This window comes from Devosia enhydra (genome assembly GCF_900119845.1).
Classification (GTDB): Bacteria; Pseudomonadota; Alphaproteobacteria; order Rhizobiales; family Devosiaceae; genus FPKU01.
Map to the genome: position 1 here is coordinate 1 of NZ_FPKU01000001.1, position 26,621 is coordinate 26,621.

Here is a 26,621-nt window from a genome sequence, read left to right on the forward strand (position 1 = left end):
CCCCGCCGATAGCGGCAAAGACATGCCGGGCGAGGATGGCGGCATCGGCCGGGGCGCCGGTCTCGTCGATGCGCCGATAGATGCGATCAAGCGCGTTGAGCGCGATCCAGGTGCCCGAGCCCCCATCGTCGATGAGGAGCCCCCGTCCTCCGACCCGCACCAGCGTGCCATCGGCCATGACGTGGAGGCCGATAGAGCCGGTGCCGGCCGAAACGAGGTGCCCCTCGCCCGGGGCGAACGCGGCTCGATAGGCGAGGTCCATGTCATCCGAGCAGCTTACGGCAGAAACCGGAGCGCCCAGATGCAGCGAGAGGATCGCGGCTGCGTCGCCATGCATGGCGGGCCCGAGGCCGGTCGCGCCGATATGGATGCGGCCGACCTGGCCCGAAGGCCGGTGCGCCGCGATGGTTTCGGCCATCGCCTCGAAACGCTGCCGCTCGAGGGCGGCGAAGAGGTGGCCGGTGGCGCCGGGCGTTGCACCGCGTCCGATCTCGAGCCCCTGGGCGTCGAGCGCCACCCAGCGCGAGGCCGTGCCTCCCACATCGATACCAAGGCTGATCATGGCGCGCGCTTCAGGGCCGAGGCGAAGCTGCGGGTGATTTCGCGCGGATTGGTGATCATGGTGCCCACCACCACGGCATGGGCGCCGGCATCGAGCGCGGCACGGGCAAGTTCGGGAGTATTGAAACGGCCCTCGGCAATGACCGGCACGGAGACGCGCGCGGCCAGCGCCGCGATCAGCGCCAGATCGGGCAGGATGGCCTTGGGAGCGGCCGGATCGGTATAGCCCGCCAGCGTCGAGGAGATGAAAGCCGCGCCCATCTGCTCGGCGGCAAGGCCTTCCTCGAGCGTCGAGACATCGGCAAAGACGGGGGTCGCCAGATCCTCGCTCACCCGGCGGATGAGTTCTGCGAGGGGTTCGCCATCGCGGGGGCGGGGGGTGGCATCGAGCGCAACGATATCGGCGCCGGCTTCGACCAGCTCGGCGGCAGCGGCCAGGCTGGGGGTGATGTAGACGGGGAAGCCCTCGGACACGATCTTGGCGATGCCGATGATCGGCAGGCCCGCCGGCATCGCCGCCCGCACATCCTCGGCGCCATTGACGCGCAGGGCCGAGGCGCCGCCCTGGGCGGCAGCCAGCGCCATCGCGCCCATGAATTGCGGCCCGTGCAGCGGATTGTCGGGCCGGGCCTGGCAGGACACGATCAGCGTTCCGCGCGGGATGAGGCTTTCGCTCATTTCACGGCTCCAGATGTCATGCCCGCGATGAACTGCTTTGAGAGCACGATATAGATGATCACGATGGGCGCGGCCGACAGCGTGAGGCCCGAGAACAGCACGCCCCAGTCGGTGGTGTATTCGCCCATGAAGGTGGTGAGGCCCTGCGGCAGGGTCTTGAGATTGTCGTTCTGGATGAAGACCAGCGGGAAGAAGAAGTCGTTCCAGATCGGCACGACGTTCTGGATGCCGGCGATGACCATGGCGGGCCGCACGAGCGGCAGCATGATGGCCCACATGATGCGCGCCTCGCTCGCCCCATCCATGCGGGCGGCGTCCTCGAGTTCATTGGGCAGCGAGCGGATGAAGCCCGTCATGATGAACACCGTCGTGGGCAGGCCCATGGCGGTATAGACGAAGATCAGCGACAGCTGGTTGTTGAGGATGCCAAGGTCGCGCATCAGCATGAAGAGTGGGATGATCGCGAGCTTGAGCGGCAGGGTGAGCCCGGCAAGGAAGAACATCAGGATGAAGCTCGACCCCGTGAAGGCATAGCGCCCGATGGCATAGGCGGCCATGGTCCCCAGCGTCAGGATCAGCACCATCGAGGCGCCGGTGACGAAGAACGAATTCAGCAGGTAGCGCAGGAAGTTGGTTTCGTTCCAGATCTTGATGAAATTGCCGACCTGGGTGAAATCGGGGATCGAGAAGGGCGCCTGGAAGATCTGCGGCGTGGTCTTGAAGGCCGAGAACACCATGATGACGATGGGCGCCAGCATGATGATGGTGTTGGCGATCAGGATGATCTGCAGGAGCCCGTCGCGCCCGAGGCTCGCCAGCATGCCGGGGCGGTCGCCATAGGTCATGGCCTTGCGGCTGGCAGTTGCCGATGCGGTGCTCATAGCTGGATCTCCCGGCGGCGCAGGCGGATGGTCAGCGTCGTGGCAAAGATCGCGATGAAGATGAAGATCAGCACGGCGAGCGCGCTGCCGAGCCCGAAATCCTGCTGGCCCGCCGAGACGTTACCGAAGGCGGTGCGATAGAAATAAAGCCCGAGCACGTCGGTTGAGCCGAAGGGCGAACCATCGAGCCCGGCCATGATGTAGGGCAGCTCGAACCAGTTGAACGCGCCCACGAACAGGAGGGTAAAGACGATCGTCGCGCTCGGGGCCACCAGCGGCCAGACGATCTTGGTGATCTTGACCCACTCGCTTTCGGTTTCCATGCGCACCGCATCGAGGATTTCACCGGGAATGCGCTGCATGCCCGCAAGGAAGACGAGGGTGGGAAAGCCCACCATGTGCCAGGCCTGGGCGGCGATCAGGCCCCAGAGGGCAGTGTTGCCCTGGCCGAGCCAGGGTTGCGCCAGCCAGCCCATGCCGATGCTGCGCAGGCTGATGTTAATCACCCCGAACAGCGGGTGGTAAAAGAGCTTGAAGAGATAGGCCACGATGATGGTGGAGAGCACCACGGGCAGGAACACCGCGATGCGATGGAAGCGGGCCCCCGGCATCTCGCGCCAGAGCGCATAGGCCAGAAGGAACCCCAGCCCGTTCTGCAAGACCATCAGGGCAAAGAACACGATGACGTTGTTCTTGAAGGCGTTGAGCGTCCAGCTGCGATAGGGCTCGACGAAGAGCACGGTGTGGAAATTTTCGAGCCACACGAAGTCGCCGCGCCGCAGCCCCTGCCAGTCGAAGAACGCATAGGCGAAGGCGAGGAGGATCGGATAGACGATAAAGAGCGCCACGAAGGCCATGGGCGGCACGATCAGCAGCGTGATCCAGAGGCCGCGTCCTGTCATCCTGAGTTTTGGCATCTGCGGCTCGCTGATTGCGGGACTTGGCCGGGCGATCGAATGTCGCCCGGACCGGGTTCGGTCGGCCACTCGCCCGGCTTCCCGTTGATGGGAAGGCCGGGCGAGGTTGCGCGCGGCTTAGTTCTTGAAGGGCTCGTACCAGGCCGAAAGACCGGTGGTGAGGGCTTCACCGATGGCTTCGGGCGTGGTCTGCCCGGCAAACAGCTTCTGCATCTCGCCCTGGATCAGCACCGAGCCCGAGGGCTCGCCATAACGGAAATGGGCCAGCATCAGATAGGGGATCGAGGACTGGTTGAGCTCGGCGACCTCGGCCAGGAGCGGGTTGTCGAAGGTAACGCCCGGCACGGTCGAGATGTTGTTGAGCGTATTGGCGAAGGCCTGGCCGAATTCGAGGCTGGCCAGATAGTTCAGGAACTTGATCGAAGCTTCCTTGTTGGCGCCGGCCGCGTTGGCCGCATAGCCGCCGTCGAAATATAGGCCGACCAGCTTGTCGTCCTCGGCGGTGGCGCCGGGAGCGGCGAACATGCCGAGCTCGATCGAGGGGTTCTGCGAGCGGAAGGTAGCGAGCTCATACGAGCCGCCCACGAACATCGCTGCCATACCCGACGAGAAGAGCTGCTGGGCGGAGGGATAGTCGAGCCCGATAAAGCCATCGGGGAAGTAGTCGGCGGCAAGAGCGGCAACTTCGCCGATGGCGTTGGTGAAGCGCTCGTCGGTGAAGTCGGCATCGCCCGACATCAGGCCTTCATAGAAGTCCTTGCCCATCAGCGAGGAGCCGAGGCCGAAGGTCACGGTCTCGTTCTGCCAGGCGGTTGCGGTGCCGTTGGCGAACGGAATGACGCCGGCATCCTTGAGCTTCTGGGACAGGGCCTTGAGCTCTTCCCAGGTCTGGGGCTCCTCGATGCCATTGGCGTCGAAAATGGCCTTGTTGTAGATCACGAGCTGGGTCTGGCTCGCAAAGGGCACCGCGTAGAGCGTGCCATCCGAACGGACGGATTCAGCGGCGAGCGCCGGAGCGGCGAAATCGGCGAGGGCCGGGATCGTCTCGGTCGAGAGCGGCTCGAGATAGCCGGCCGAGGCGACGTTTTCGAGCCCGCCATAGGCGCGCACCATCATCACGTCGGGGCCGGTGCCACCGGCGAGCGCGGTGGAGAGAATGGTGTTGTAGTTGGCCGCCTCGAAGGTCTGGAAATTGACCGTGATGCCGGGATTGGCAGCCTCGAAGGTGTCGATGAACTGCTCATAGGCGGCGCGGTCTTCCTGGCGCCAGCTCCAGAAGCTCAGCTCCTGGGCGAAGGCGGGCAGCGCGATGGCGCTGACGCCGAGCGCCAGGATTGCCTTGGTCACGAAAGTTCTGGTCATGCATCCTCTCCTTGGTGTTTGAGGATCGCCGTTCAGGCGACGAGCCTCTTTCCGTCTTCGGCACTGAAAAAATGCGCCCCTCCGGGCCGCACCGACACGGTCACGGCCTCGTCGGCCGCAAACTGCACGTCCGGCCCGGTGCGGACGCTGACCTGCGTGCCATCTCCCAGCCGGGCATAGACATAGGCGTTGTCGCCCAGATATTCGGTGTAGATGACGCTGGCGGCAAAGCCTTCATCGCCGTCCGTGGCGCGGGTGATGGCGAGCGCATCGGGGCGCACCCCGAGCGTCAGCCTGCCATCCGGGCTCGCGGGCAACTGGCCCGGCGCGACGCTGCCCGCCCCTTCGAGCGTCAGCTGTTCGCCCGCGTGCGTCACCGGGATCAGCGTCATGCGCGGGGAGCCGATGAAGGTCGCGACGAAGGTGTTGGCGGGCCGCTCGTAGAGCTCGCGCGGCGATCCCACCTGCTCGATGCGGCCCTGGTTCATCACCACGATGCGATCGGCCAGCGTCATCGCCTCGACCTGGTCGTGGGTGACATAGATCATCGTTGCGCCCAGCTGCTGGTGGAGCCGGGCGATCTCGAGCCGCACCTCCGAGCGCAGGGCCGCATCGAGATTGGAGAGCGGCTCGTCGAGCAGGAACAGGTCCGGCTTGCGCACCAGCGCCCGGCCGATGGCGACGCGCTGGCGCTGCCCGCCCGAAAGCTCGCGCGGCCGGCGCTTCAGCAGTGGCGTCAGTTGCAGCATGCGGGCCGCCTCGGCGATGCGGGCCTCAACCTCCTGCGGGGTGAGGCCCATGAGCCGGGCGCCGAACGCCATGTTTTCATAGACGTCCATATGCGGGTAAAGCGCGTAAGACTGGAACACCATGGCGATGCCGCGGCGCGAGGGTGCCACCCCGTTCATCAGCCGGCCATTGAGGTGGAATTCGCCCTCGGTGATCGGGTCGAGCCCGGCGATCAGCCGCAAGAGCGTGGACTTGCCGCAGCCTGAAGGCCCGACGAAGACAACGAATTCGCGCTCGTTGATATCGAGGTCGATCCCGTGCAGCACCTGCACGGACTTGAAGCTCTTGCGGATGTTTCTAAGCGAGAGCTGAGCCAAGCCCATCCCCTCCTGATGAGACCATTAAGATACCACTATAAGACCAATTTCCGAGTGGTCAAGGGGCTTGCGTATCCTCTTCCCGGCTTGTGTGGAGAAGTCGGGCACGGGGAGGCGCGAAAGCCCTGCGTCAGCCGTAAGCCCCGCCCGTGCGGGGCTTTACGCAGGCCCCCATCCTGTGGAGTATGCGCGCCCGCCTTTGCGCATTTCTCGACGGTGCCCCTTGCCCCTGATCACGATTGACGACGTCCACGCCGCTGCCCGCACGATAGCCGGACGGGTGCGGCACACGCCGGTGCTCACGGCCGACCAGCTCAAGACGCCGCTTTCGGATGGCGTGGAGGTGAGCCTCAAGCTCGAATTGCTGCAGGTGACCGGGTCGTTCAAGGCGCGCGGCGCGACCAACCGGTTGATGCATCTGGAACCCGCCCAGCTCGAACGCGGCATCGTCGCCGCCTCCGGCGGAAATCATGGCATCGCCACGGCGCGGGCGGGCTTCACCGCCGGAGTGCCGACGACGATCTACCTGCCCGACAACGCCACCCCTGCCAAGATCGAGAAGCTCAAGCAGTGGGGCGCCGACGTGCGCATCGTCGGCTCGGTGTGGCACGAGGCCAATGCGGCGGCGCTCGCCCATGTCGCAGAGACGGGGGCTGCCTATTTCCACCCCTTCGCCGATCCTTACGTGGTCGCCGGACAGGGCACGGTGGGGCTCGAAATCCTCGACCAGGTACCCGATGTCGATGTCGTGCTGGTGGCCATGGGCGGCGGCGGGCTGATCAGCGGGGTAGCAACGGCCCTGCTGGCCTTGCGGCCCAAGGCGCGGGTCATCGGTATCGAGGCCGAGGGCTGTCCGGTGCTGCTGCGGGCGCTGGAGGCCGGCGAGAATATCGGGCTCGACCGGGTCACGACGTCGGTTGCCACCATGGCCTGCGCCAGGACCGAGGATTCGATCTTCGAGATCGTCCGCGACACGGTGGATGCCATCGTGCTGGTCTCGGATGACGAGATGCGCGCCGCCGCCCGCTGGCTGTGGTTCGAGATGGGGCTCGCAGCCGACCTCTCGGGGGCGGCCGCCATCGCTGCCTTGCGCGAAGGCCGGGTGCGGCTGAGCCCGGGCGAAAAGGTCTGCGCCATCGTCTGCGGGGCGGGGCCCGACGCGCTTACGACTTAGGATGGGTCAGCGATCGTCCTGGGCCATCGCTAGCACTATCTCGCCTTTCTCGACCCAGCGGGAGCGGCGCGCAAAGACCACGCGTCCGGCGATCTCCGGAGCGATGTATGCCAGAACTCGGCCGTCGAGCCCGGTAATGGTAGCTGCCGCCTCACCGGCCGCGAGCTGTTGAAGCGGCGCGGCGCGGCAGTCGAGAAAGCCTGAAGCCGGCGCCATGATCGCGGCATCGAGATTGCCGTGCCCCACGAGCCGCAACGGCTCGACTGCCGGGGCAGGGGGCGCGGCCGCGATGTGGCCCAGCCGCGCCATCACCCGGAGGGCGCCCTCGCGATAGGCTTCGATCACGGTCTCGTCGGGGAAGGTGCCGCCATTGGCCTCGACATAGATCGAGGGAATGCCGCGCGCATATGCTTCGCTGAGGGTGCGGCCGGAGGCGGGTTCGCCATGTCGCCAGATCACCGGTGCGCCGAAGGCCTCCGCCATGGCGCGCGCCTCGGCCGCCATCGGGCCCGTATCGCCATAGCCGGCGAAAAAGGCAGAGGCGAGCGCCACTCCGCCTGAGTGGAGATCGACCAGCGCATTGGCCTTGGCGATGACTTCGGCCGCCAGCAGGGCCGCCAGCCTTTCGGTCGGCTTGCCCTCGCTATCGCCCGGAAAGCTGCGCGCGAGATTGCCGGCATCGGCGCGCGATATCCGCGTGCCGGCCGCCACCGCGTCGGGGTTGCACACCGGCACCACGATCAGCCGGCCGGTCAGCGAGGCAGGATCGAGGCCGGCCAGCAGCCGGCTCAGCGCCACGGGTCCTTCCAGTTCGTCGCCATGCACGCCGCCCAGAAGCGCCAGCGCAGGGCCGGGGCGGGCGCCCTCGACCGTGAAGACGGAAATGCTGTGGGCAAAGCCTGCAATGGAATGCTCGCGCTGCGTGATGTTGCTCATTGTCAGCCTCCCAGAACATGCAGGATGTCGTCGGCCCCGATCTCGGCGGCGGGGTGACGGTCGGCCATGACCGAAACGCTCGGGGGATCCTTGAAGCCATGGCCGGTGAGGATGCAGATGGCGGTGCCGCTGCGCAGCCCTCCCTCTTCGGCGGCAATGAGCGCCCCCGCGACGGCAGTGGCGCCGGCCGGTTCGACGAACAGCCCCTCTTCGGTGGCGAGCCGTCCCTGCACGTGGCGGATGAAATCCTCGTCCGCCACAAAGCCGGTGCCGCCGGTGCGACGCGCATGGTCCATCGCCACATCGCCATCGAGCACATGCCCGACCCCGAGGCCGCTGATGGTGGTGATGGTTTCGACCGAGCGCGCCCGGTTCGCGCCGCTGCGTAGCGGGGTGGCAACCGTATCGTTGCCCATGGGCTGCACCACATGCATGGCGGGCGGGGCGGTGCCCGAAAGGTCGGCATAACCGCGCGAGATCGCGACATGCAGCCCGGCGCCGCCGACCGGCACGAAGATGTCGGTGGCCTCCGGCACGTCCTCGGCCAGTTCATAGGCGATGGTCTTGATCCCCTCCATGTCGCGCGGCGCCTTGGCATAGGCGGTGGTGTGGAGCGAGAGCCCCATGGCGGCGACGCGGGCTTCGAGACTGTCCATGGCGCGGGCGCTTTCTGCGGCATCGACGCTCATGCCGCGAACCCGGTAGAGGGTGGCGCCATAGGCCTGCATCTGCTGCAGTTTGCCCGCCGGGGCGCGTTCGGAGACAAAGAGGATGCAGCCGAGCCCGGCCCGGGCGCAGAAGGCGGCGAGCGCCGCGCCCGTATTGCCTGACGATGTGGCGATGCAGCGATCGGCGCCCTCGGCCACCGCGCGGCCGACGGCAAGGCCGGCGAACCGATCCTTGTAGGAGCCGGTGGGGTTGAGGTGCTCGAGCTTGAAGCGCAGATCGGCGATGCCGGCCTTGGGGCCGATCGAGCGGCTCGCGACCACGGGGGTGAAGCCTTGGCCGATGTCGATGCCGTCATCGCGGCCCAGAAGGTCGCGATAGCGCGCGTAAAGCCCCTTGCCCAATCCTCGCCTCCCTCTGCCAAGCCCAGTCGGCAGGGCATGGTGCCAGCGACAAAGGCTGAGCGCGAGGCCCGCGCGTTCCGCCACACGGCACGAACGCACGGGAATGGGCGTGGCCTCAGCTCTTGAGGGTGGCGAAAATGTCCTTGGGCGGGGCGCCGGCGATGTCGATGCTGCTGGTCTTGAGCCAGGCCGGCGGCTGGCCATGGAAGCCGCCCTTGAGCGCGTGCCGACAGCCGCAATCGGCATCGTGGCTGAGCCCTTCGATCGCCGAGGCGATGGTCTTTTCCACGAGGTCGTGCAGGCCCTCGCGATAATAGGCGTCGTTCATCGAGCCGGGGCCGAAATGCACCACGGCGGGGGCCATGCCGGCGCCGAAATTGATCACCGGGGAAATCGAGGCAAAGCACATCTCGGCTTCGCGCGCGAACACGACTTCAGGCACCAAAGGGGTACCGACGATATCGCCGCCATCGCGCTGGAAGGCGCGGATCTCGGCGGGCGTCTCGAAGCGCGGACCTTCGGTGCACACGAACACCCCGCGCTCGATGACGCGGTTGGAGAGCGCCGTGGCCGCCGCGATCAGCTCGCGCCGCAGCCGCGGGCAGAACGGATCGGTAAAGTCCACCCGCACCCAGCAATCGCTATCATCGAACAGGGATTGCGGCCGCACCTTGGTGCGATCGAGGAAATCATCGGGGATGACGATGTCGCCGGGCCGGATGGCCGGGTTCACCGAGCCGATGGCGTTCTGCGAGATGATCGAACCCACCCCAAGCTCGCGCAGCGCCCAGATATTGGCCTTGTGGTTGATCTTGTGGCTGGGCACCGTGAGATTGGCGGAATAGCGCAGCACCACTGCCACCTCGCGCCCGGCGATGGTGCCGAGCAGCACCGGCGCCTCGCCCCATGGGGTGCCGACCATTTCAGTTCGCCGGTTCTTGAGCAGGGCTTCGGAGGCGGCGCTGGTGATGAGCCCGATCGGCCCCTCTGATGTGGCGGTCATGCTGAAAATCCTGAACTGGAATGGGAATGTGCGTGATGGGCCCGGGCACGGGCGAGGGTTTCGGCGGCGTCGATGAAGGTGAATTGGCCATCGGCATAAAGCGTGCGGCCCGCCACCATCACCTCGCGGATGTGCTGGGGCCCGGCGCGATAGACGAGGTCTGACAGCACCAGCTGCGGGGTTGGGGTCATGGGGTGGTCGAGTTCGAGCACCACGAGATCGGCGGCCTTGCCCGGTTCGAGCGTACCGATCTCGTCATCCCAGCACAGCACACGCGCGCCCTCGCGGGTCGCCATAGCGAAGGCTTCGGCCGCCCCTGTGATATTGGCGTTGCCGGTCGAGACGCGCTGCATCAGCACCGACACCTTCATCTCCTGGAAAATGTCGAGGCTGTTGTTGGAAACGGTGGAATCGGTGCCCAGCCCCACCGGCACGCCGGCGCGGCGCATGGCGGGGACGGGCGCGACGCCGCTCGCGAGCTTGGCGTTCGACACCGGATTGTGCGCCACCCCGGCGCCGGTTTCGGCGAGCCTCGCGATCTCTTCGTCATCGAGCCAGACGCAGTGGGCCAGGATCGAGAGGCGATCGATGACCCCCAGCCGGTCGAGATGGCGGAACGGCGTCATCCCATGCCGCTCGCGGATCATTTCGACCTCGATCGGGCTTTCGGCGAGGTGGATGACGAAGGGCAGGTTGCGCGCCTCGGCTTCGGCCTTGACCGCGACCAGCAGGTCCGGCTCGCAGCTATAGGGGGAATGCGCCCCCAGATAGTGCCGCACCAGCCCGTTGCCGGCATGGCGCGCCATCGAGGCTTCGGTCTCCTCGAGCGCCAGCGGCCAGTTCGGCCGGCCAGCCTTGCGCAGCGAGGGAGAGTTGGCGAGGGCGCCCGAAAGCGCCCGCATGCCGATGCGGCTGGCGGCATCGGCAAAGAGCCCTGCGCCGTAGCGCGCGCAGTCGCAGGCGGCGGTGATGCCGTTGCGCACCATCTCCATCACGGCGAGCTCACAGCCGATGCGGTTGTCTTCGAGCGTCAGAACGGAGGTGAAGGGGGCGAGCGAGGCGGCCCATTCAAACAGATTGCCCTCGTCGCAGCATCCGCGCTGCGCGCTCATCCCGCCATGGGCGTGGGTGTTGATGAGCCCCGGAATGACGATCCGGCCATCAAGGTCGCGGCGATCAGCGCCTTCGGCAAGGCTCGCGGGCAGGTCGGCGCGGGGCCCCGACCAGAGCACGCGGCCATCCTCGATCAGCAAAGTGCCATCGGGATGAAAGCCGGTGTCGGTGCCGGTGCAGAGGAAGAGATTCTGGAGAAGCGTTGCCATTGATCAGGCCTCCAGCGCATAGACGCGCCCATTAAGCGCGATGCTGATGGTTTCGCTCGGCGACCCTATGGGCGAGATACGCCCGCCGGAAACCCTGAGCGGAACGTCGTGGCCGGGCACGACGATATCGGCGAGCTCGAGGATGCGGGCGATGCTGCGCGCCGCCGCCGCGGGCAGGAAGGCGCCGGTGGCTTCGCCGGCCTCGGCCTCGCCGCGATGCTTGAGCGCATCCTGCGCCAGCACATGGGTTTCGCCCTGGTGCTCAACCACCAGCGAGCAATGGCCCGCCGTGTGGCCGGGCGTGCGGATCATGGCAAAGCCGGGGATGACTGCGAGCTCGCCGTTGATCAACTGCAGCTTGGAGCGGGCCAGCATGCCCTCGATCTGGTGCACGGGCAGGGCCGCGTCCTTGCCCTGCTGCTCGTAGAAATAGGCGAGTTCATCCTGATGGATGATCAATTCGGCATTGGGGAAGCACTCGACATTGGCGACATGGTCGAAATGCAGATGGCTCAGGACGATGGTGCGGATATCGGCCGGTGCGAGCCCGCGTTCACCGAGCGCCGCCATCAGCGCGGGGCGGTCGCCCGTGGCGCCGGTGTCGAAAAGCGCCGGTCCAGCGGGCGCATCGAGCAACGCCACCGTGCTCCAGCCCAGGAAGCCGCGCGAGGAGCGGCCGGGAAAGCCGTTGAGCAGGATATCATACATGGGCCGGCTCCGCCGCTGCCGGGGCCACTGCCGGATCATAGAGATGGCAGGCCACCTCGTGGCCGGGGGCCAGCGTCAGGGTGCGCGGCTCGACCCGGCTGCACAGCGTGCCGAGGGACGAAGCCTTGGGGCAGCGGGTGTGGAATCGGCAACCGCTCGGGGGCCGGATCGGCGAGGGCACGTCGCCTTCGAGCACGATGCGCTGGCTGCGGCGGGTGGGATCGGGGATCGGGATCGCCGAGATCAGCGCCTGGGTATAGGGATGGGCAGGGGCCGCAAAGAGCCGCGACTTGGGCGCCTTTTCTACGAGCTTGCCCAGATACATGACCCCGATATCGTCCGAGATGTGCTTCACCGCCGCCAGCCCATGGGCGATGAAGAGATAGGACAGTCCCATCTCGCGCTGCAGGCGTTTCAGGAGATTGAGCACCTGCGACTGGATGGAGACATCGAGCGCCGAGACCGGCTCGTCGCAGACGATGAGCTTGGGGTTGAGCGCGATGGCGCGGGCAATGCCGATGCGCTGGCGCTGCCCCCCCGAGAATTCATGCGGATAGCGCGTGGCGTGCGAGGCGGGCAGACCAACCGCCTCGAGCAGTTCGCGCACCCGCTTGCGGCGCGGCTCGCCGCTCAGCGTGCCATGGATGTCGAAGGGCTCCTCGAGGATCTGCTCGACGCTCATGCGCGGGTTGAGCGAGGCGTAGGGGTCCTGGAAGATGATCTGGAGATCGCGGCGCAGCGCCCGCAGATGCCCGCCCCCGGCTTTGAGGAAATCCTCGCCCTCATAGACGACGGAGCCCGATGTGGCCTTTTCGAGCCGCACGATGGTCTTGCCGAGGGTGGATTTGCCGCAGCCGCTTTCGCCCACGAGCCCGAGCGTGCGGCCCTTGCCGATGGTGAGCGAGACGCCATCGACGGCGCGCACCACGAGGCGGCGGCGATCGAAGGGGCTCGCGGCTTTGACGGGGTAGTGCTTGACGAGGTCGCGGACCTCGAGGATCGGGGTCTCGGTCATGCCGGCACTCCCTCAGCGAGCCGCTCTGCGGCAAGAAAGCAGGCGGCCTGCCGGCCGGGTGCGATGGTGAGCAGCGGCGGCTCCTCGGCGCGGCAGCGATCGAAGGCATATTGGCAGCGCGCGGCAAAGGCGCAGCCGGGCGGCCGGTCGGTAGGCGCAGGCACGCTGCCCTCGATGGCGTGGAGTTCCTCCACATCCTCGTCGAGCCTCGGGATCGAGGCGAGCAGCCCCTCGGTATAGGGGTGGAGCGGATTGGCAAAGAGCGGCCGGACTTCGGCCGTCTCGACGATCTTGCCCGAATACATCACCACCACCCGGTCGCACATCTCGGCCACGACGCCGAGGTCGTGGGTGATGAGCATGATCGACATGCCCATCTCGGTGCGCAGCCGGCGCAGGAGTTCTAGGATCTGCGCCTGGATTGTGACATCGAGCGCGGTGGTCGGTTCGTCGGCGATGAGCAGGCGCGGATTGCACGAGAGTGCCATGGCGATCATCACGCGCTGCCGCATGCCGCCCGAAAGCTGGTGCGGATATTCGGTCGCCCGCCGCTCGGGCTCGGGGATGTTGACAAGCTTCAGCATCTCGACGGCACGGGCGGATGCCTCTGCGCGCCCAAGCTTCATATGGGTCACGATGGTCTCGGCGATCTGGTCGCCCACCGTGAACACCGGGTTGAGGCTCGTCATCGGCTCCTGATAGATCATGGAGAGGGCCGAGCCGCGCAGCCGGCGCATCTCGGCTTCGGGCAGCGCGAGGATATCGCGGCCCTCAAAGAGGATCTGCCCGTCGACGAACCGGCCCGGTGGGGTGGGGATGAGCCGCATCACCGAGAGGGATGTGACCGATTTTCCGCACCCCGATTCCCCGACGATGCCGAGCGTCTCGCCCTCGTCCACATGCAGCGAGATGCCATCGACCGAGCGGATGTCGCCGCGATCGGAGGAGAACCACGTCTTGAGGTTGGAAATCTCGAGCAGGGGGGCGCGGGCGGGCTGCATCAGATCAGCGCTCCATCGGAAACGAGCCGCGATTGCAGGTCGCCCACGGCGAGGCGACGCGGCATCACGCCGGCAGAAAGGCTGAGTACGGCGGCGGTGCCGGCGGCCTGGCCCATGGCCATGCCGGGGCCCATCACCCGCACCGAGGCCTGCCCGTCATGGGTGGCCGAAACGCAGCGGCCGGCGAGCAGCAGCCCGTCGATCTCGCGCGGGACAAGGCAGCCATAGGGAACGTGGTAGAAATCATCGCCCGGCAGGTGCAGGCGGATGGTCTCCTGGCCCTGCGCGTGGTCCTCGATCGGCCATGAGCTGCGGCAGATGGCGGCGTCGGATTTTTCCGCGCCCAGAACGTTCTGGCGGGTGAGCACGTGCTCGCCCATGATGCGCCGCGTTTCGCGGACGCCCAGCTGCGGGGCAATGGCATCGACGATCGCGGTCTCGAAGCCGGGTATGTATTTGACGAGGAAGCGCGCGAATCCTTCCACCTGCCGGCGGCCCTCGAGCGTGCCGGCGGTGAGGCTCCAGGGGTCGACGCCGTCGCAACCGGCCACGCGGCTCATGTTGACATGCACCTTGCCCGGTTGCGGGGCCGGCGAGAACGAGCCGCTGATGCGGGGGAAGTCGAACTCACCGCTCTCCTTGACCGCGATCAGCAGCTTGCGGATCTCCTTTTCGGGGAAGGCCATGGCGCGCGGCACATCGACCTGCCCCATGTAGAAGACCATGGTGGGCGCCTGCAGCCGACCATCGTCATCACCCATCTCGAAGGGGGCGCCGGCGCGGGCCGCCACGTCGCCATCGCCCGAGGCATCGACGACGCGGCCGGCAAGGATCGCCTCGCGCCCGCCCTTGTGCTCGACGACGACACCCCGGATCTGGCCATCGGCGACCAGCGCCTCGCAGACGGTGGTGTGAAAGAGGATCTCGACGCCGGCTTCGATCAGCATCTGGTCGAGCACGAGCTTGAAGGCCTCGTGGTCGACCTGGAAGCGGTGGCGATATTTCATGCCCGCCTTGGCCGCTTCGAGCCGGCTCATCACCTCGCGCGGCAGCCCGCCCACAAGGATCTGGTGGGTGGAGTCCGGACCGCAGGTGTAGACGCCGCAGAACACGCCCACCATCGCAGCCGTCGCCGTGCCGCCCAGAAAGCCGTAGCGCTCGACGAGCAGTACTTTCGCGCCGGCCCGCGCCGCAGCGACGGCGGCCATGCAGCCGGCCGTGCCGCCGCCCACCACCAGCACGTCGACCGAGCGGGCGACGGCGAGCGGGCGCGCCGGTTCGGTGATGGTGCCCAGGGCAGGATCGACCAGGATGGCCATGGATCAGTTCTCCACTTGCTTGAGACGCGGATCGAGCATGTCGCGAAGGCGATCGCCCACGAGGTTGATGCCGATCACGGTGATGAAGATTGCAAAGCCGGGGATCGCGGCGACCCACCAGGCATTGGCGATGTAGTTGCGACCCTCGGCGATCATCGCGCCCCAGGTGGGGGTGGAGGGCGGTACGCCCAGGCCGAGAAAGGACAGCGAGGATTCAAACAGGATCATCTTGGCCACGAGCAGGCTCGAGATGACGATGACCGAACTCATGACGTTGGGCAGGAGATGTCGGAAGAGGATGCGCGGGGTAGAGGCGCCGAGCGCCCGGGCCGCCTGCACATATTCGCGCTCGCGCAGCACGAGGCATTCGGCGCGCACGACGCGGGCATATTGCACCCAGTTGGTCAGCCCCAGGACCATGATCAGGTTGAAAAGGCTGGGCCCGAGCACCGCCACCACCGCCAACGCCAGCACGAGGAAGGGAATGGCCAGCTGCACATCGGTGATGCCCATCAGGATGCGGCCGAGATACTTGTCCTCGTATCCGGCAAGGATGCCCATGGTGATGCCGACGACGCTGGAAAGCGCGACCGATGCCACCCCCACCAGCAGCGAGACCTGTGCACCGATCACCAGCCGGCTGAACACGTCGCGCCCCAGCGCCTCGGTGCCCAGAAGGTGGATGCCGCCATTGCGCGCCTCGCTGAAGGGCGGCTTCAGGCGGCCAAGGATGTTCTGCGCAAAGGGATCGAACGGCACGAGCCAGCGCCCGAACACTGCCGCGAAGACGACGATGGCGACGATGACGAGCCCGAACAGCGCCAGCTTGGAGCGGGCGAAACGGCGGAGGAAGGCGAGGAAACCCTGCATGGCTCAGCCCTTCCTCAGGCGCGGGTCGAGCAGCCCGTAGGAGAGATCGACCAGAAGATTGATGGACACGATGAGCACGGCCATGAACAGCACGAAGGCCTGCACCACGGTGAAATCGCGATTGGCGATGGCCTGGATGGCGAGCCGTCCGATGCCGGGATAGGCGAAGATTTCCTCGGTGATCACCGCGCCGCCAAGGAGCGCCCCGACCTGGAGACCGATGACGGTGAGGGTGGGAATTGCCGCGTTGCGCAGCGCGTGGCGGAACACCACCCGGCCCTGCGAAAGCCCCTTGCCGCGCGCCGTGCGCACATAGTCCGATTGCAGCACCTCGATCATCGAGGAGCGCAGCAGCCGCGTGATGATCGCAGTGGAATAGGCCGCAAGCGCGATGGCCGGCATGATGAGATGAGCCCATGTGCCGCGCCCTGATGGCGGCAGCATGCGCAGATGCTCCGAAAAGATCAGGATCAGCATGATCGCGAGCCAGAAGGTGGGAAAGCTCTGGCCGATGAGCGAGACGACGAGCCCGACGCGGTCGAAGATCGAGCCGCGATGGGTGGCTGCGAGGATGGCGAGCGGAATGGAAATGAGGAGCGAGAGCGCCAGCGCCGCCGCAGAGAGCTGCAAGGTGGCCGGCACGCGCTCGAGCACGAGCTGCATGGCCGGCTGCTGGTAGCGCAGCGACTGGCCGAAATCGCCCTGTACCGCCCGCCCGAGAAAATCGAGATATTGCACGACGATGGGCCGATCAAAGCCCATCTGGGTGCGGAACGCGGCGATGTCCTCGAGCGAGGCCTCCGGCGGCAGGAACAGGGCCGAGGGATCGCCGCCGATCCTGATGAGGAAGAAGACGGCGACGCTGACCCCGAACACCACGAGGATCGCGTAAATGAGGCGCGAGGCGACATAGCCCAGCATGGGGATCTCCGCGTGAAGGGCCGGCCCCGCCGGAGGGAGGGGCCGGCCTCTGGCTTATTCGAAGCTGGCGCCGCGCAGGTTGATGATGGAGTCGGTGCGCGGCTCCCAGCTCAGCGTGGCATCGACGGCATAGATCAGCGGGGGCTGAAGCATCGGCAGATGCGGCGCCTCTTCCTTGATGATCGCGCCGGCCTGGGCATAGATGGCCTTGCGCTCTTCGGCGTCGATGGTCTTGCGGCCGGCATCGAGCAGCGCATCGAGCTCGGGGTTCGAATAATAGCTCTGATACTGGCCGGTATAGAGCAGCGGATACCAGACGAGATCGGGATCGCGCCCGCTCCAGCCCGGGAAGATAATGCCTTCGCGGCCCTTGGCTTCAGAAACGGTGGCCCACACGCCCGGCTCGAGATAGTTGGGCTCGACCGTGATGCCGACCTCGGCGAGGAAGCCGATGGTGGCCTCCATGATCTCGCGATCCTTGAGGTAGCGACCCTGGCGGGAGGTCAGCGGGATGGTGAAGCCATCCGGATAGCCCGCTTCGGCCAGAAGTTCCTTGGCCTTTGCCGGATCGTAGGGATAGGGCTCCCAGCTGGCGTCATAGGCGAAGGCGTCGGTGGGCAGGGTCAGTGCGACGCGGGTACCGAGCCCGCCCAGCAGCGCTTCCTGGATGGCCGCGACATCGACGGCATAGTTGATCGCCTGACGCACCAGCTTGTTCTGGAGCGGGCTCTCCTTGAGCGTATCGAAGGCGTAGAAATAGATGAAGTCGCTGCCCTTGGTGACGATCTTGGTGTCGCCCTGGTCGAGCGAGGCCACGTCCTCGGGCGGCACGTCGACGATGAGATCCACGCCGCCGGAGGTGAGTTCGGCGATGCGGGTGCGCACTTCCTTGATCGGGCGGAAGGTGACGCGCTCGATCTCGGGCGCACCGCCCCAATAATCCGGATTCGCCTCGAGCACGACGCGCTCATCCTTGAGCCACTCGACGAACTTGTAGGGGCCGGTCCCGACAGGGGCATTGACCAGCGCCTCGGGGCCATTGGCCTCGATATAGCCGGGCGGCACGATCAACGCGGCGAACGAGGCCTCGTAGAGCGAGAACAGCATGGTGGGGAAGGGGGCGGCGGTCTTGAAGTCGACGGTCATGTCGTCAACGATCTCGACGGACTGGATCGCCGCGATGCGCGAGCGATAGGGCGCCTGGAAGGCCGGGTCGAGGGCGCGATCGAAGCTGAACTTGACGGCGGCGGCGTTGAACGGCTCGCCATTGTGGAAGGTAACGCCTTCGCGCAGCTTGAAGCGCCAGGTTGTGGGCTCGGGGTTGCTCCACTCGGTGGCGAGCGCCGGCTGGAACTGCCCGGCCCCATCCATCGTCACCAGCGCGTCATAGAGCTGGAACATGATGTTGGCGGTCGGGAAGGCCGAATGCTTGGCCGGGTCCATCGTCAGGGCATCATTGGCCTGGGCGATGACGATCTCTTCCTGCGCCACGGCCGGGCCGAATGCGGCGAGCAGGGCGGTGGTGCACAAAAGGGCGCCGGCAAGGCCGGTAGCAAGTCGTCGTTTCATCGGGTCACCTCGGGTTGCGAGCCTGCCTGCCGCCTCGGGCAGCGCAGAGGCTGGGGATGGAAAAACCATTAGGCCGACCGGTTGTCCCGGCTCTCTTGCGTTGCTTGCGACCCTGGCTCATGTCCGGTCCTCCACCAGAGCCAGGGCTGCAAAATCGGTAAGGCCGGGCAGGGCGATCTCAGTCCACGCACCGTCGCGCCTTATGGGAAGAGGCAGGCCCGTCGCCATGTCGAGCGCTTGGGCGAGCGCCATCTTCACCTGCACGGCAAAGCCTGCGAGCGCCATCGGTTCGGCGAAGGGCGAGCCCATGGGCCCTGATGTGTTGATGAGGTGCAGGAAACCTCCGCGCGGATGGGCCATCAGCACGGCCTCGATGCCGCTCATGCCGTGCAGCCATATCGGGGCCTCGCCGGCAGTCTCGCTCATAAGAGCGCCGAGAAGCGCTCCGCAATCTGGCACGCCGGCCCGGCCGAAAAGCGCACCACAGCGCCAGGGCAGCCAGTGGACGACGCCCTCGCCGTGCCTGCGGGTGGCAAGGCCCGCCGGCCCTGGCGGTCCATCTACCGAGGTGAATTCAGGCGCGTTGTTGCTGTAGGGCCCGAGGAGCGGCATGCGCTGCTGCCAATCCTGCGCGAGGTCGGGCGCCCAGAGCGGCCCATCGGCACCGATGAAGGGCAGGCTGCCGAGCCCGAGCGCCTCGGCATCATCGCCCAGCGCGAAATACCCACCTGAAGCATTGCGGGATGCGCCGGGCAGCGCTGGCAGCGCAGCGAGCGCCGGGGTCGCGCGAGGGCTGCCATCGGCATCATGGGCGCCGGTGTCGCCGGTGACGATCAGCGCGCCGCCGCCCGCAACGAAGGCGTCGATGGCAGCGGCGTCCTCAGCACCGATGCAGGAGACAGCGGGGAGGATGAGGAGCGAGAGGCCCTCGATCCGGTCGGCCGTGACGGCGCCCGACGCAAGGATGTCGAGCGGATGGCCGAGCGCGGCGACAAGGCTGAAAAGCCCGCGGAATTCGGCCACATGCCCCATTCCCTGCGGATCGCCGGCCGGCCGGCCCGCATCGGGGCCCCAGAGCCGGCTCGCCTCCGAGCGCAGGATGCCGATGGTCGCTTTCGGCCGGGCCGCGCCGTACCAGTCCGCATGAGCGGCGAGGTGCCGCCCCAGTCGCTTGATCGCGGGCAGGGCCCGGTCATCATCCTGCGCCAGCGTGCCATTGATGGCGGGAATGACGCCTGCGCCATGTGCGGCCGCCTGAATGGCGCTCGCCATCAGCCGGGCGGGCGGCAGCGCCACCTGCCGGCTGGCAAAGAACCCCGAACTCGATTGCACGAGGAGCGGCGAAAGGCCCGGCTTCAGTGCACGCCCAAGCAGCGCTTCTTCAGCCGGCCAGTGCCGCCATGTCGGCTGCGGATCAACCGGGTTGACCACCAGTGGGTTGGAGATCTGCGCGCTCCAGAGGTCGGCGATCTGCGCCATTGCCGGCAGGTTCCAGCCGTCGCGCACATGGTGATAGGGCACGAAGGCAAGGTCGGGGTCGCGGGCATGGATGTGGTCGGCGATCGCCCGGGCAGTCCCTGCGAGAACGCGCTGCCGCCAGCTCTCGTAGGCCGGCGTTCGCGTGCCCTTGGCAGGCACGGATGCGCCGGTTGCCGCTTGCACCTCGGCCTCGCAGCGGGCGCAGAAGCAGCGCGGCACGGTGAAATAATTGAAGAAGAACCCGTCCGGCCGATAGCGGTCGAGAATTTCGTCGAGAATGGCGAAGACATTCTCGCCCCACACCGGGCCGGTGGCGCAGGCCTGCGGCATCTCCCATACTTCGGCGAACCCGCCTTCGGCGTCGCGTACGAGGCTGTCGGGACGGAGACCCTTGGCCTCCGGGCGGAGCTTAGAGAGATCCATCCGCACCAGCGCCCTGAGGCCGGCCGGACGCGCCGCCTCAAGCAGGCGCCCGAGGAAATCGCCCTCGATATGCGGATTGACGGTCTGCCCGTGACCGGCATTCGGATACCAGGCCGAAAAGCCGCCTCCCATGGCGATATAGGTATCGGCGCCCATTTCGAGCGCCTCATCGACCAGCCGCGCCGGATCGAGCCCGATGGCGTCGGTCTCGCGCAAAAGGTGCTGGAAGCCGCGCAGCGGCCGCTCGAAGTGCCACCCGCTCATTCCGCCCGCTCCTTAGCCAGTCGCTGCCGCATGCGGGTTATGGGCCCGGCCATGCGGGCGGCCATGGCGTAGTCGGCTTCGGTGTCGCTGAGGCGGGCCGCTGCCAGCTCACGCGCTTCGGCCCATATGGCAGTCTGGTCGATGCGGCTGGCGCGCCCGGCCTGCATCACCGTCTCGCCGGCCACGAGCACCTGATCGATGACGATCGAAGCTCCCGACAGCACGATCTGCCGCGCCGGATCGAGCAGCGGCACAAGGGCCGGGCTGTCGTGGCGGATGAGGGTGAGATCGGCCGCAAGCCCCGGCGCGATCCGGCCCGTGACCAATTTGAGGCCGATGACGTCGGCGCTGCCGGCTGTCGCAAGGTGCAGGGCGCGGGCAGGGCCCGTCCAGCGCTCGGGCCCGGCGGTAACGAGATTGCCCAGCAGAGCTGCCCATTTGGTGGTTTCGAGAAGATTTGCGCTGTCATTGCAGCAGCAGCTGTCGGTGCCTAGCCCCACCCTGATGCCGCGCGCGAGCATGCCATGGAGCGGGCAGAAGCCGCTGCCGAGCCGCGCGTTGGAAACCGGATTGTGGACGATGCCCGCGCCGGCGTCTGCCAGGCGGTCGAGATCGGCATCACCAAGCCAGATGGCGTGGGCAAAGCTCGTGCGCGGACCCATCAGCCCAATTTCGCCAAGCCGCGCCAGCGTGCCCCCGGGGTGCCGGTCTCCGATTGCGCGCTGCGCTTCGGTTTCGAGCAAGTGCATGTGCACCGGCAGCTTGCGGTGACGGGCGAGCGCGGCGATCCGGTCGAGCAGGTCATCACTGCAACGCTGCGGCGCCGATGGGCCGAGGGCGCAATGGATGCGATCGGATTTGCCCTGCCAGCGCGCAATAAAGCCGTCAGCGATGGCCATCTGGTCGCCGGCGGGCAGGGGACGGCGCCGGCCCCAGCCGGCGATGTCGTCGCCTCCGATGTCGGTCGGGGTGAGCGGCAGCGTCTCGGCTACGGGAATGTCGGCGAGGATCGGGGCCATCACCACCCGCATGCCGATGTCGCGATAGGCGCTGGCGGCGGCATCCAGCACGGGCCCGTCGATATCCGGGGAGACGCGGATATGGTCGAGTACGGTGGTGGTGCCGCTCGCCAGCATCTCGATGGCCCCGAGCATCGCCGAAACATAGGCTTCGCGCGGGCTGCGGCGCTCGCGGCCGGCCGCCGAATGCAGCGACCACAGTTCGAGCGGCAGCAGGGGCGCAGAGGAGCGGATGAGCGTATCGGGTGAATGGAAATGGGCATTGACGAGCCCGGGTACAGCAATCAGCCCCCGCCCGTCGATGACGTTGTCATTGTCACTGGGAGCGATCGAGCCCGGGGCGGCGAGGGCGGTGATGCGTCCGGCGGCGATGGCGATGTCGTGGGGGCGCAGCTGCCACTGGCCGCCCTCCTCTATGAGGCAGTCGATCGCTCTGATCAGACGCTCAGCCATTGCCTCGTTCCGTCCTCCGGGCCCCTCTGCCCGTGGCCCGACACTGGTCCCGTGGCGGGGGACAGGGAATATGCGTTTGTGGAAAGAGTGCTTTTCCACTATGCCGCTTCTCTGAGCGCGGCGACGTGCTGCCGCTTTATTGTGCGGTCTGAGCCGCCCGTTTGCAATTCGACCGGGGAGCGCTACAGTGCCCACTAGCGTCAGCGATCGTCCGGCTTCATGAACAAATTCAATGACATGATCGCCTTTGCACGGGTTGCCGAACTGGGCAGCTTCACGGCCGCCGCCAAGGCGCTGGCGGTGACGACCTCCGCTGTCACGAAAAGCGTGGGGCGGCTCGAGGACGAGCTGGGCGTGCAGCTTTTGCACAGGACGACGCGCGTGCTGCACCTGACCGAGTCGGGCACGGTCTATTACGAGCGCTGTGTGAAACTGCTCAACGAGCTCGAAGAGGCCGAGGCCGAAATCCGCGAGGCCAATGCCGCCCCGACCGGCACCGTGCGCATCTGCCTGCCGCCCTCCTTCGGGCGCACGACCCTCGTGCCGGCGCTGGGCGATTTCTTCGCGCGCTATCCGGGGGTCAAGCTCGAGGTGAACCTTAAGGGACAGACGGCCAATCCGCTCGAAGGTGGCTATGACCTGACCGTGCATTCGGGCCGGCTGGCCGATTCCGGGCTCATCAACCGGCTGCTGATCCGCGGGCCGCAAAAGACGGTGGCCTCGCCCGCCTATCTCGAACGTCACGGCACGCCAAAGCGGCCCGAGGATCTTCTGACGCACAACTGCATCGTGGGCGGGTTCGGGCCGGCATGGCCGTTCCGCAACCCGTCGGGCGGGTCGGATGTGCTCAAGGTTTCGGGCAATCTCACCACCGACAGCGGCGATGTGCTGCGCGAGGCGGCGGTGACGGGGATCGGAATCGCACAGGCGACCTGGTGGATCTTTCGCGAGGACCTGAAGGCGGGCCGGCTCGTCTCGCTGCTCGAACCCTACGAGACCGAGGCCGATCCGATATCGGTGGTGTTTCCAGCCAATCGTCGCGTGCCGGCCAAGGTCCGGGCGCTGGTCGATTTCCTGCTCGAATTGAGCCGAGGCGGCTGAACGGACTGTCAGCGGCCGGTGGTGGCCGCCGCGTAGATCGCATCGACAAGGTCCTGCGCCCGCATCAGGTCTGCGAGCGTGGCCGACTGCACCCGCCGAACGGCGGCAAACTCCGCCATGGTGGCGCCAAAGCCTGCATACTGGGCAGAAGAAGGTGGGCTCGCATGCCGCTCCAGCCGGGCGAAGGCCGCGATGTCGCCGTCGAGTGTGGCGTGCCAGTGATTGACTACGGTGTCGGTCAGGTCCGTTTCGCCGCCGCCCGTGTCGAGCGTTAGGCTGCCGCGATGCGATACCCTGATGATGCCCGAGGTGCCGTGCAGCTCGGTGAACACTTGCGGCGCCACGTCTGCCCTCGTGCCGGAGATGCGGATGGTGCCGGTCACATCGCCCATCTCGACCAGCGCCGCGCCAAAATCATCGGCGTCCTGGCCGGGATGAAAGCGGGTCGCGGCGATGCCGATGGCGGCAGTGATCGGGCGCCCGCAGAGCCAGCTCATCTGGTCGATCACATGCACGCCCTGTACCAGCCACATGCCGCCGCCGGTGGCCCGCAGCTTGTGCCAGTCGCGGCGCTCATCGGCGTTCCAGGGAATGATGCGGCGGCCCTCGACGGAGACGAGATCGCCAATGGCGCCTTCTGCCACCAGCTTTAGCGCGGTGATATGGTGCGGGTTCCTGCAGGTCGATCTCGGCTGCGCGCCAGCTCCTGCTGCTATATCTTACCTAACATCCGACACCGACGTGCTGCGCGATCAGATCCAACGGAATTCGTCAGGCAGACGGTGGGATGACACTGTGGGCTACGATAGCATCACGCTCTTGCCCGGGCGACAACCCGATGTTCCCCGCTGGCGCAAGATCATCCTGGGCGCGAGGGTGCTGATGCTGGGCGCGGATGAAAAAGCCCGACACTGGGCCGGGCTGATCTGATTGAACCGATGGCAACCGGTCAGAACCTGTAGCTGATACCGACATTAGCGGTGGTCTGGCTCCAGCCCGCGTTCACATTGCCATCAAAGGTCGGATAGCTCTGCTGGAGGAACTCGGTGTAACGCACCTCTGCCCGACCGATCCAGTTCTGGGTGAAGGCATATTCGGCGCCCAGGCCAACCGTCCAGCCGACATGCGTTCTGGTCTCGCTGCTGCTCGGGATGGGATCGGACTCATTAAACCCGCTATTGGTCAGTGTGCCATCGGCAAAGGCCACGCCAGCGGTGCCGTAAAGCAGTGCATTGTCAATTGCATAGCCAGTCCGGGCCCGCAGGGAACCCTGCCAGTGGCTCGTCAGTCCCAGCGTGCGGAGCGAGAAGCCTTCACGATAGATGCCTTGGGCACCGCCGCTGATATCGGCGTAGTCGAGGTCGCCCTCGAAACCCAGCACGATGCCGCTCGGAAGCTGATGGGTATAGCCGGCATGAATGCCACCGACAAAACCGCTCATGTCGAAGGCGTCGGCGCCAGGGAAAGGGCCGCCGGGAAAGCCGGGGAAGCTGGGGGCGCTCGGGAACAAACCGCTCTGATCATCAGTCTCGTCGCCCCAGCCATAACCGGCATGCAGGCCGATATATGGGCCAGTCCAGTCAAAGGTGGAAACCGGAGCCGGATAAATCGGGCTGACCATCGAAAGGTCTGCGGCATAGGCGCTCGTGCTCACAGTGAGCGCCGCAAGGGCAAGGTAAATCTTCATGGCAATTGACCTCCTTATGTTATGAAAGACATCAATTAACATAGTGATCAATGAAATGAAGTGACATTTATGTCACCATAAATGCATAAAGTATGAAATTTATTCAAGGCCCATAATGTATCATGCAGATTATATCAAAAAATACCTAGCTATATTGTCACAAAATTGCAGGAAGTGACAGTTTCTGTCGCAGTGTGTCAAAACGATATTGATGAAACTGACATGATGACGCCTCTTCCTTCAATTTCTGTCGGCCACTGCCCCCAGTTCTGGGTGTTATTCACCGCGTGCCCGGGCGTGCTGGATTTTTCGCGCTCGTAGCGAATCGCATTGCCTTGGCCTCCAGCTCCGCTGGTCTAGTCCAGCACGCGACCTATTCTGGTTTCATTGGCGCGTGCAGCTTCGCAACCGATGGCGACAGAATGCGCCAGGAACTCGCTTTCGGTGTGGACGGAATAATGCGGCGGAGCCGCCACGATGGCGTCGGGCCTGGCCTTCACCATCGCCTGCCCGCTGGCCATGAGATGGGCCGTGCCGGCTCCGAAGACTGCGATCAGCACGTGCGCAGTCGCCCCGCCGCCAACCACGAGAATGTCCGCCTTGAGTGAAATGGTCGTCATGGTGTCCGTTCAGAAGTGCGTTGCCGAGGTGCCGCTACGGCAGAACGAGACAGCCCCGCGTTGGCGGGGCTGTTCGGCGTGCTAAGATCATCTTTGGCTGGAGCGGTGCCCGATTAGTCGAGCGTGACCAGCGCCTTGATCAGGCCGGACTTTTCGCGGGCCCAGCGCGGCAGGTCGGCGATCGCGCCTTGAAGGCTCGTGCGATGGGTGACGATCTGGTCGATCGGCACCGCGCCCGAACGCAGCGCTTCGGCCACGCGCTCGAAATCCACCGCAGTGGCGTTGCGCGAGGCGATGAGCGTCATTTCGCGGCGGTGGAAATCGGGGTCCGAGAAGGTGATGGGGTCCTTGACCACGCTCACCAGCACCAGCCGCCCCGTCGCCGCGACATGGTCGAACGCCTTTTCCATCGACTTGCCGACGCCGGTGGCATCAAAGACCACGTCGAAGCCTTCCCCATCGGTGGCTGCCGCAACGGCTGCGTCCATGCCCTCGTCGGCGCGGATGGTGCCTGCGGCGCCGACGATGGCGCCGATGCTGGCGAGCCGTTCGGCATCGCGGTCGAGCAGATGCACCGTGGCGCCAGACAACCGGGCAAAGAGCGCGGCGCCGAGCCCGATCGGGCCCGCTCCGATGACCAGCGCCCGGTCTCCAGGGCCGACGCCGCCGCGCCGCACGGCATGGGCGCCGATGGCAAGGAATTCGACCGCCGCGCACTGGTCGAGATTAAGACCGTTGCCGGAAATCACATTGGTTTCAGGCAGCACGAGATAGTCGGCCATGCCGCCATCGGTATGCACTCCCAGCACCGCGATCCTCGTACAGCAATTGGGGCTGCCCTTGCGGCAGGCGATGCAGGTGCCGCAGGCGAGATAGGGGTTGATGATCACCGCCTCGCCGACGACGAGCGGTGAACCCTCGGGCGCCTCCACCACCTCGGCGGCGAGTTCATGGCCCATGACGCGCGGATAGGCGAGGAAGGGGTGCTTGCCTTCAAAGATATGATAGTCGGTGCCGCAGATGCCCACGCGCCGCACCCGCACCAGAACCTCGTCCGGGCCGCGCTGAGGGATCGCGCGGGTGGCAATGGCCAACTGGCCGGGCTCGGCGCAGACCAGCGCGCGCATGGTGGCGGAAGGCGACATGGGCAACCTCGATTTGA

The 26,621-nt window shown here is 66.4% G+C and carries 26 protein-coding genes; 3 read left to right on the plus strand and 23 right to left on the minus strand.

What is annotated here, in order from left to right:
• From BT183_RS00005 to BT183_RS00030, 6 genes are all read right to left on the minus strand, one after another.
• A partial coding sequence (locus BT183_RS00005; RefSeq protein WP_210185426.1) for a BadF/BadG/BcrA/BcrD ATPase family protein occupies positions 1–562 on the minus strand: 562 nt, incomplete at its 3' end.
• A complete protein-coding gene (locus BT183_RS00010; protein WP_072338391.1) occupies positions 559–1,239 on the minus strand; it encodes an N-acetylmannosamine-6-phosphate 2-epimerase in 681 nt (226 codons plus the stop codon). The genes BT183_RS00005 and BT183_RS00010, both read right to left, overlap by 4 nt.
• On the minus strand, positions 1,236–2,120 hold the full coding sequence (locus tag BT183_RS00015; RefSeq protein ID WP_072338392.1) for a carbohydrate ABC transporter permease: 885 nt from the start codon (positions 2,118–2,120) through the stop codon (positions 1,236–1,238). The genes BT183_RS00010 and BT183_RS00015 overlap by 4 nt, the downstream gene beginning before the upstream one ends.
• Positions 2,117–3,037, minus strand: coding sequence for a carbohydrate ABC transporter permease (locus BT183_RS00020; protein ID WP_072338393.1), 921 nt, complete (start codon positions 3,035–3,037; stop codon positions 2,117–2,119). Before BT183_RS00020 ends, BT183_RS00015 begins: the two co-directional genes overlap by 4 nt.
• A 117-nt stretch (positions 3,038–3,154) precedes the next feature.
• On the minus strand, positions 3,155–4,399 hold the full coding sequence (locus tag BT183_RS00025; RefSeq protein WP_072338394.1) for an extracellular solute-binding protein: 1,245 nt from the start codon (positions 4,397–4,399) through the stop codon (positions 3,155–3,157).
• 32 nt (positions 4,400–4,431) lie between these two features.
• Positions 4,432–5,511 (minus strand): ABC transporter ATP-binding protein, encoded by a 1,080-nt coding sequence (locus BT183_RS00030; protein WP_177282321.1) that lies wholly within the window; start codon positions 5,509–5,511, stop codon positions 4,432–4,434.
• A gap of 217 nt (positions 5,512–5,728) precedes the next feature.
• Between BT183_RS00030 and BT183_RS00035 the strand changes: the two genes are divergently transcribed.
• Positions 5,729–6,679, plus strand: a complete 951-nt coding sequence (locus BT183_RS00035; RefSeq protein ID WP_244545223.1) for a threonine ammonia-lyase — start codon at positions 5,729–5,731, stop codon at positions 6,677–6,679.
• A gap of 6 nt (positions 6,680–6,685) precedes the next feature.
• Here BT183_RS00035 and BT183_RS00040 read toward each other — a convergent pair whose 3' ends face one another.
• The 13 genes from BT183_RS00040 to BT183_RS00100 form a co-directional block, all read right to left on the minus strand.
• Positions 6,686–7,615 (minus strand): succinylglutamate desuccinylase/aspartoacylase family protein, encoded by a 930-nt coding sequence (locus tag BT183_RS00040; RefSeq protein WP_072338395.1) that lies wholly within the window; start codon positions 7,613–7,615, stop codon positions 6,686–6,688.
• 2 nt (positions 7,616–7,617) lie between these two features.
• Positions 7,618–8,685 (minus strand): pyridoxal-phosphate dependent enzyme, encoded by a 1,068-nt coding sequence (locus BT183_RS00045; protein ID WP_072338396.1) that lies wholly within the window; start codon positions 8,683–8,685, stop codon positions 7,618–7,620.
• A 115-nt stretch (positions 8,686–8,800) separates the two neighbouring features.
• The gene (locus tag BT183_RS00050) at positions 8,801–9,688 is read right to left on the minus strand and encodes an MTAP family purine nucleoside phosphorylase (protein ID WP_072338397.1); all 888 of its coding nucleotides are present in this window, start codon (positions 9,686–9,688) and stop codon (positions 8,801–8,803) included.
• The gene (locus BT183_RS00055) at positions 9,685–11,010 is read right to left on the minus strand and encodes an amidohydrolase family protein (protein WP_072338398.1); all 1,326 of its coding nucleotides are present in this window, start codon (positions 11,008–11,010) and stop codon (positions 9,685–9,687) included. The genes BT183_RS00050 and BT183_RS00055 overlap by 4 nt, the downstream gene beginning before the upstream one ends.
• Before the next feature lie 3 nt (positions 11,011–11,013).
• A complete protein-coding gene (locus BT183_RS00060; RefSeq protein ID WP_072338399.1) occupies positions 11,014–11,718 on the minus strand; it encodes an MBL fold metallo-hydrolase in 705 nt (234 codons plus the stop codon).
• Positions 11,711–12,733, minus strand: coding sequence for an ABC transporter ATP-binding protein (locus BT183_RS00065; RefSeq protein ID WP_072338400.1), 1,023 nt, complete (start codon positions 12,731–12,733; stop codon positions 11,711–11,713). Before BT183_RS00065 ends, BT183_RS00060 begins: the two co-directional genes overlap by 8 nt.
• On the minus strand, positions 12,730–13,734 hold the full coding sequence (locus BT183_RS00070) for an ABC transporter ATP-binding protein (RefSeq protein WP_072338401.1): 1,005 nt from the start codon (positions 13,732–13,734) through the stop codon (positions 12,730–12,732). Before BT183_RS00070 ends, BT183_RS00065 begins: the two co-directional genes overlap by 4 nt.
• Positions 13,734–15,053, minus strand: a complete 1,320-nt coding sequence (locus BT183_RS00075; RefSeq protein WP_072338402.1) for an FAD-dependent oxidoreductase — start codon at positions 15,051–15,053, stop codon at positions 13,734–13,736. The genes BT183_RS00070 and BT183_RS00075 overlap by 1 nt, the downstream gene beginning before the upstream one ends.
• Before the next feature lie 3 nt (positions 15,054–15,056).
• Positions 15,057–15,923 (minus strand): ABC transporter permease, encoded by an 867-nt coding sequence (locus tag BT183_RS00080; protein ID WP_072338403.1) that lies wholly within the window; start codon positions 15,921–15,923, stop codon positions 15,057–15,059.
• A gap of 3 nt (positions 15,924–15,926) precedes the next feature.
• Positions 15,927–16,844 (minus strand): ABC transporter permease, encoded by a 918-nt coding sequence (locus tag BT183_RS00085; RefSeq protein ID WP_072338404.1) that lies wholly within the window; start codon positions 16,842–16,844, stop codon positions 15,927–15,929.
• Between the two features lie 54 nt (positions 16,845–16,898).
• The gene (locus tag BT183_RS00090; protein WP_072338405.1) at positions 16,899–18,413 is read right to left on the minus strand and encodes an ABC transporter substrate-binding protein; all 1,515 of its coding nucleotides are present in this window, start codon (positions 18,411–18,413) and stop codon (positions 16,899–16,901) included.
• 117 nt (positions 18,414–18,530) lie between these two features.
• Positions 18,531–20,579 carry an alpha-amylase family protein gene (locus BT183_RS00095; RefSeq protein WP_072338406.1) on the minus strand — a complete coding sequence of 683 codons (2,049 nt, stop codon included), beginning with the start codon at positions 20,577–20,579 and terminating at the stop codon, positions 18,531–18,533.
• A complete protein-coding gene (locus BT183_RS00100) occupies positions 20,576–22,051 on the minus strand; it encodes an amidohydrolase family protein (protein ID WP_072338407.1) in 1,476 nt (491 codons plus the stop codon). Before BT183_RS00100 ends, BT183_RS00095 begins: the two co-directional genes overlap by 4 nt.
• A 219-nt stretch (positions 22,052–22,270) precedes the next feature.
• Between BT183_RS00100 and BT183_RS00105 the strand changes: the two genes are divergently transcribed.
• Positions 22,271–23,152, plus strand: coding sequence for a LysR family transcriptional regulator (locus tag BT183_RS00105; protein WP_072338408.1), 882 nt, complete (start codon positions 22,271–22,273; stop codon positions 23,150–23,152).
• A gap of 8 nt (positions 23,153–23,160) precedes the next feature.
• Here BT183_RS00105 and BT183_RS00110 read toward each other — a convergent pair whose 3' ends face one another.
• Positions 23,161–23,796 (minus strand): Gfo/Idh/MocA family protein, encoded by a 636-nt coding sequence (locus tag BT183_RS00110; RefSeq protein WP_072338409.1) that lies wholly within the window; start codon positions 23,794–23,796, stop codon positions 23,161–23,163.
• Between BT183_RS00110 and BT183_RS20320 the strand changes: the two genes are divergently transcribed.
• On the plus strand, positions 23,780–24,082 hold the full coding sequence (locus BT183_RS20320; RefSeq protein WP_143145584.1) for a hypothetical protein: 303 nt from the start codon (positions 23,780–23,782) through the stop codon (positions 24,080–24,082). The two genes, BT183_RS00110 and BT183_RS20320, sit on opposite strands and share 17 nt — an antisense overlap.
• Positions 24,083–24,101: 19 nt before the next feature.
• Here the strand turns inward: BT183_RS20320 and BT183_RS00115 are convergent, their stop codons facing one another.
• The 3 genes from BT183_RS00115 to BT183_RS00125 all read right to left on the minus strand — a co-directional run bounded on the left by BT183_RS00115 (position 24,102) and on the right by BT183_RS00125 (position 26,586).
• Entirely contained in the window at positions 24,102–24,839 is a 738-nt protein-coding gene (locus BT183_RS00115; protein ID WP_072338410.1) for an outer membrane protein, read from the minus strand.
• A 356-nt stretch (positions 24,840–25,195) separates the two neighbouring features.
• The gene (locus BT183_RS00120; RefSeq protein WP_072338411.1) at positions 25,196–25,459 is read right to left on the minus strand and encodes a hypothetical protein; all 264 of its coding nucleotides are present in this window, start codon (positions 25,457–25,459) and stop codon (positions 25,196–25,198) included.
• A gap of 113 nt (positions 25,460–25,572) precedes the next feature.
• Positions 25,573–26,586 (minus strand): zinc-binding alcohol dehydrogenase family protein, encoded by a 1,014-nt coding sequence (locus BT183_RS00125; RefSeq protein ID WP_072341267.1) that lies wholly within the window; start codon positions 26,584–26,586, stop codon positions 25,573–25,575.
• Positions 26,587–26,621: the final 35 nt, after the last annotated feature.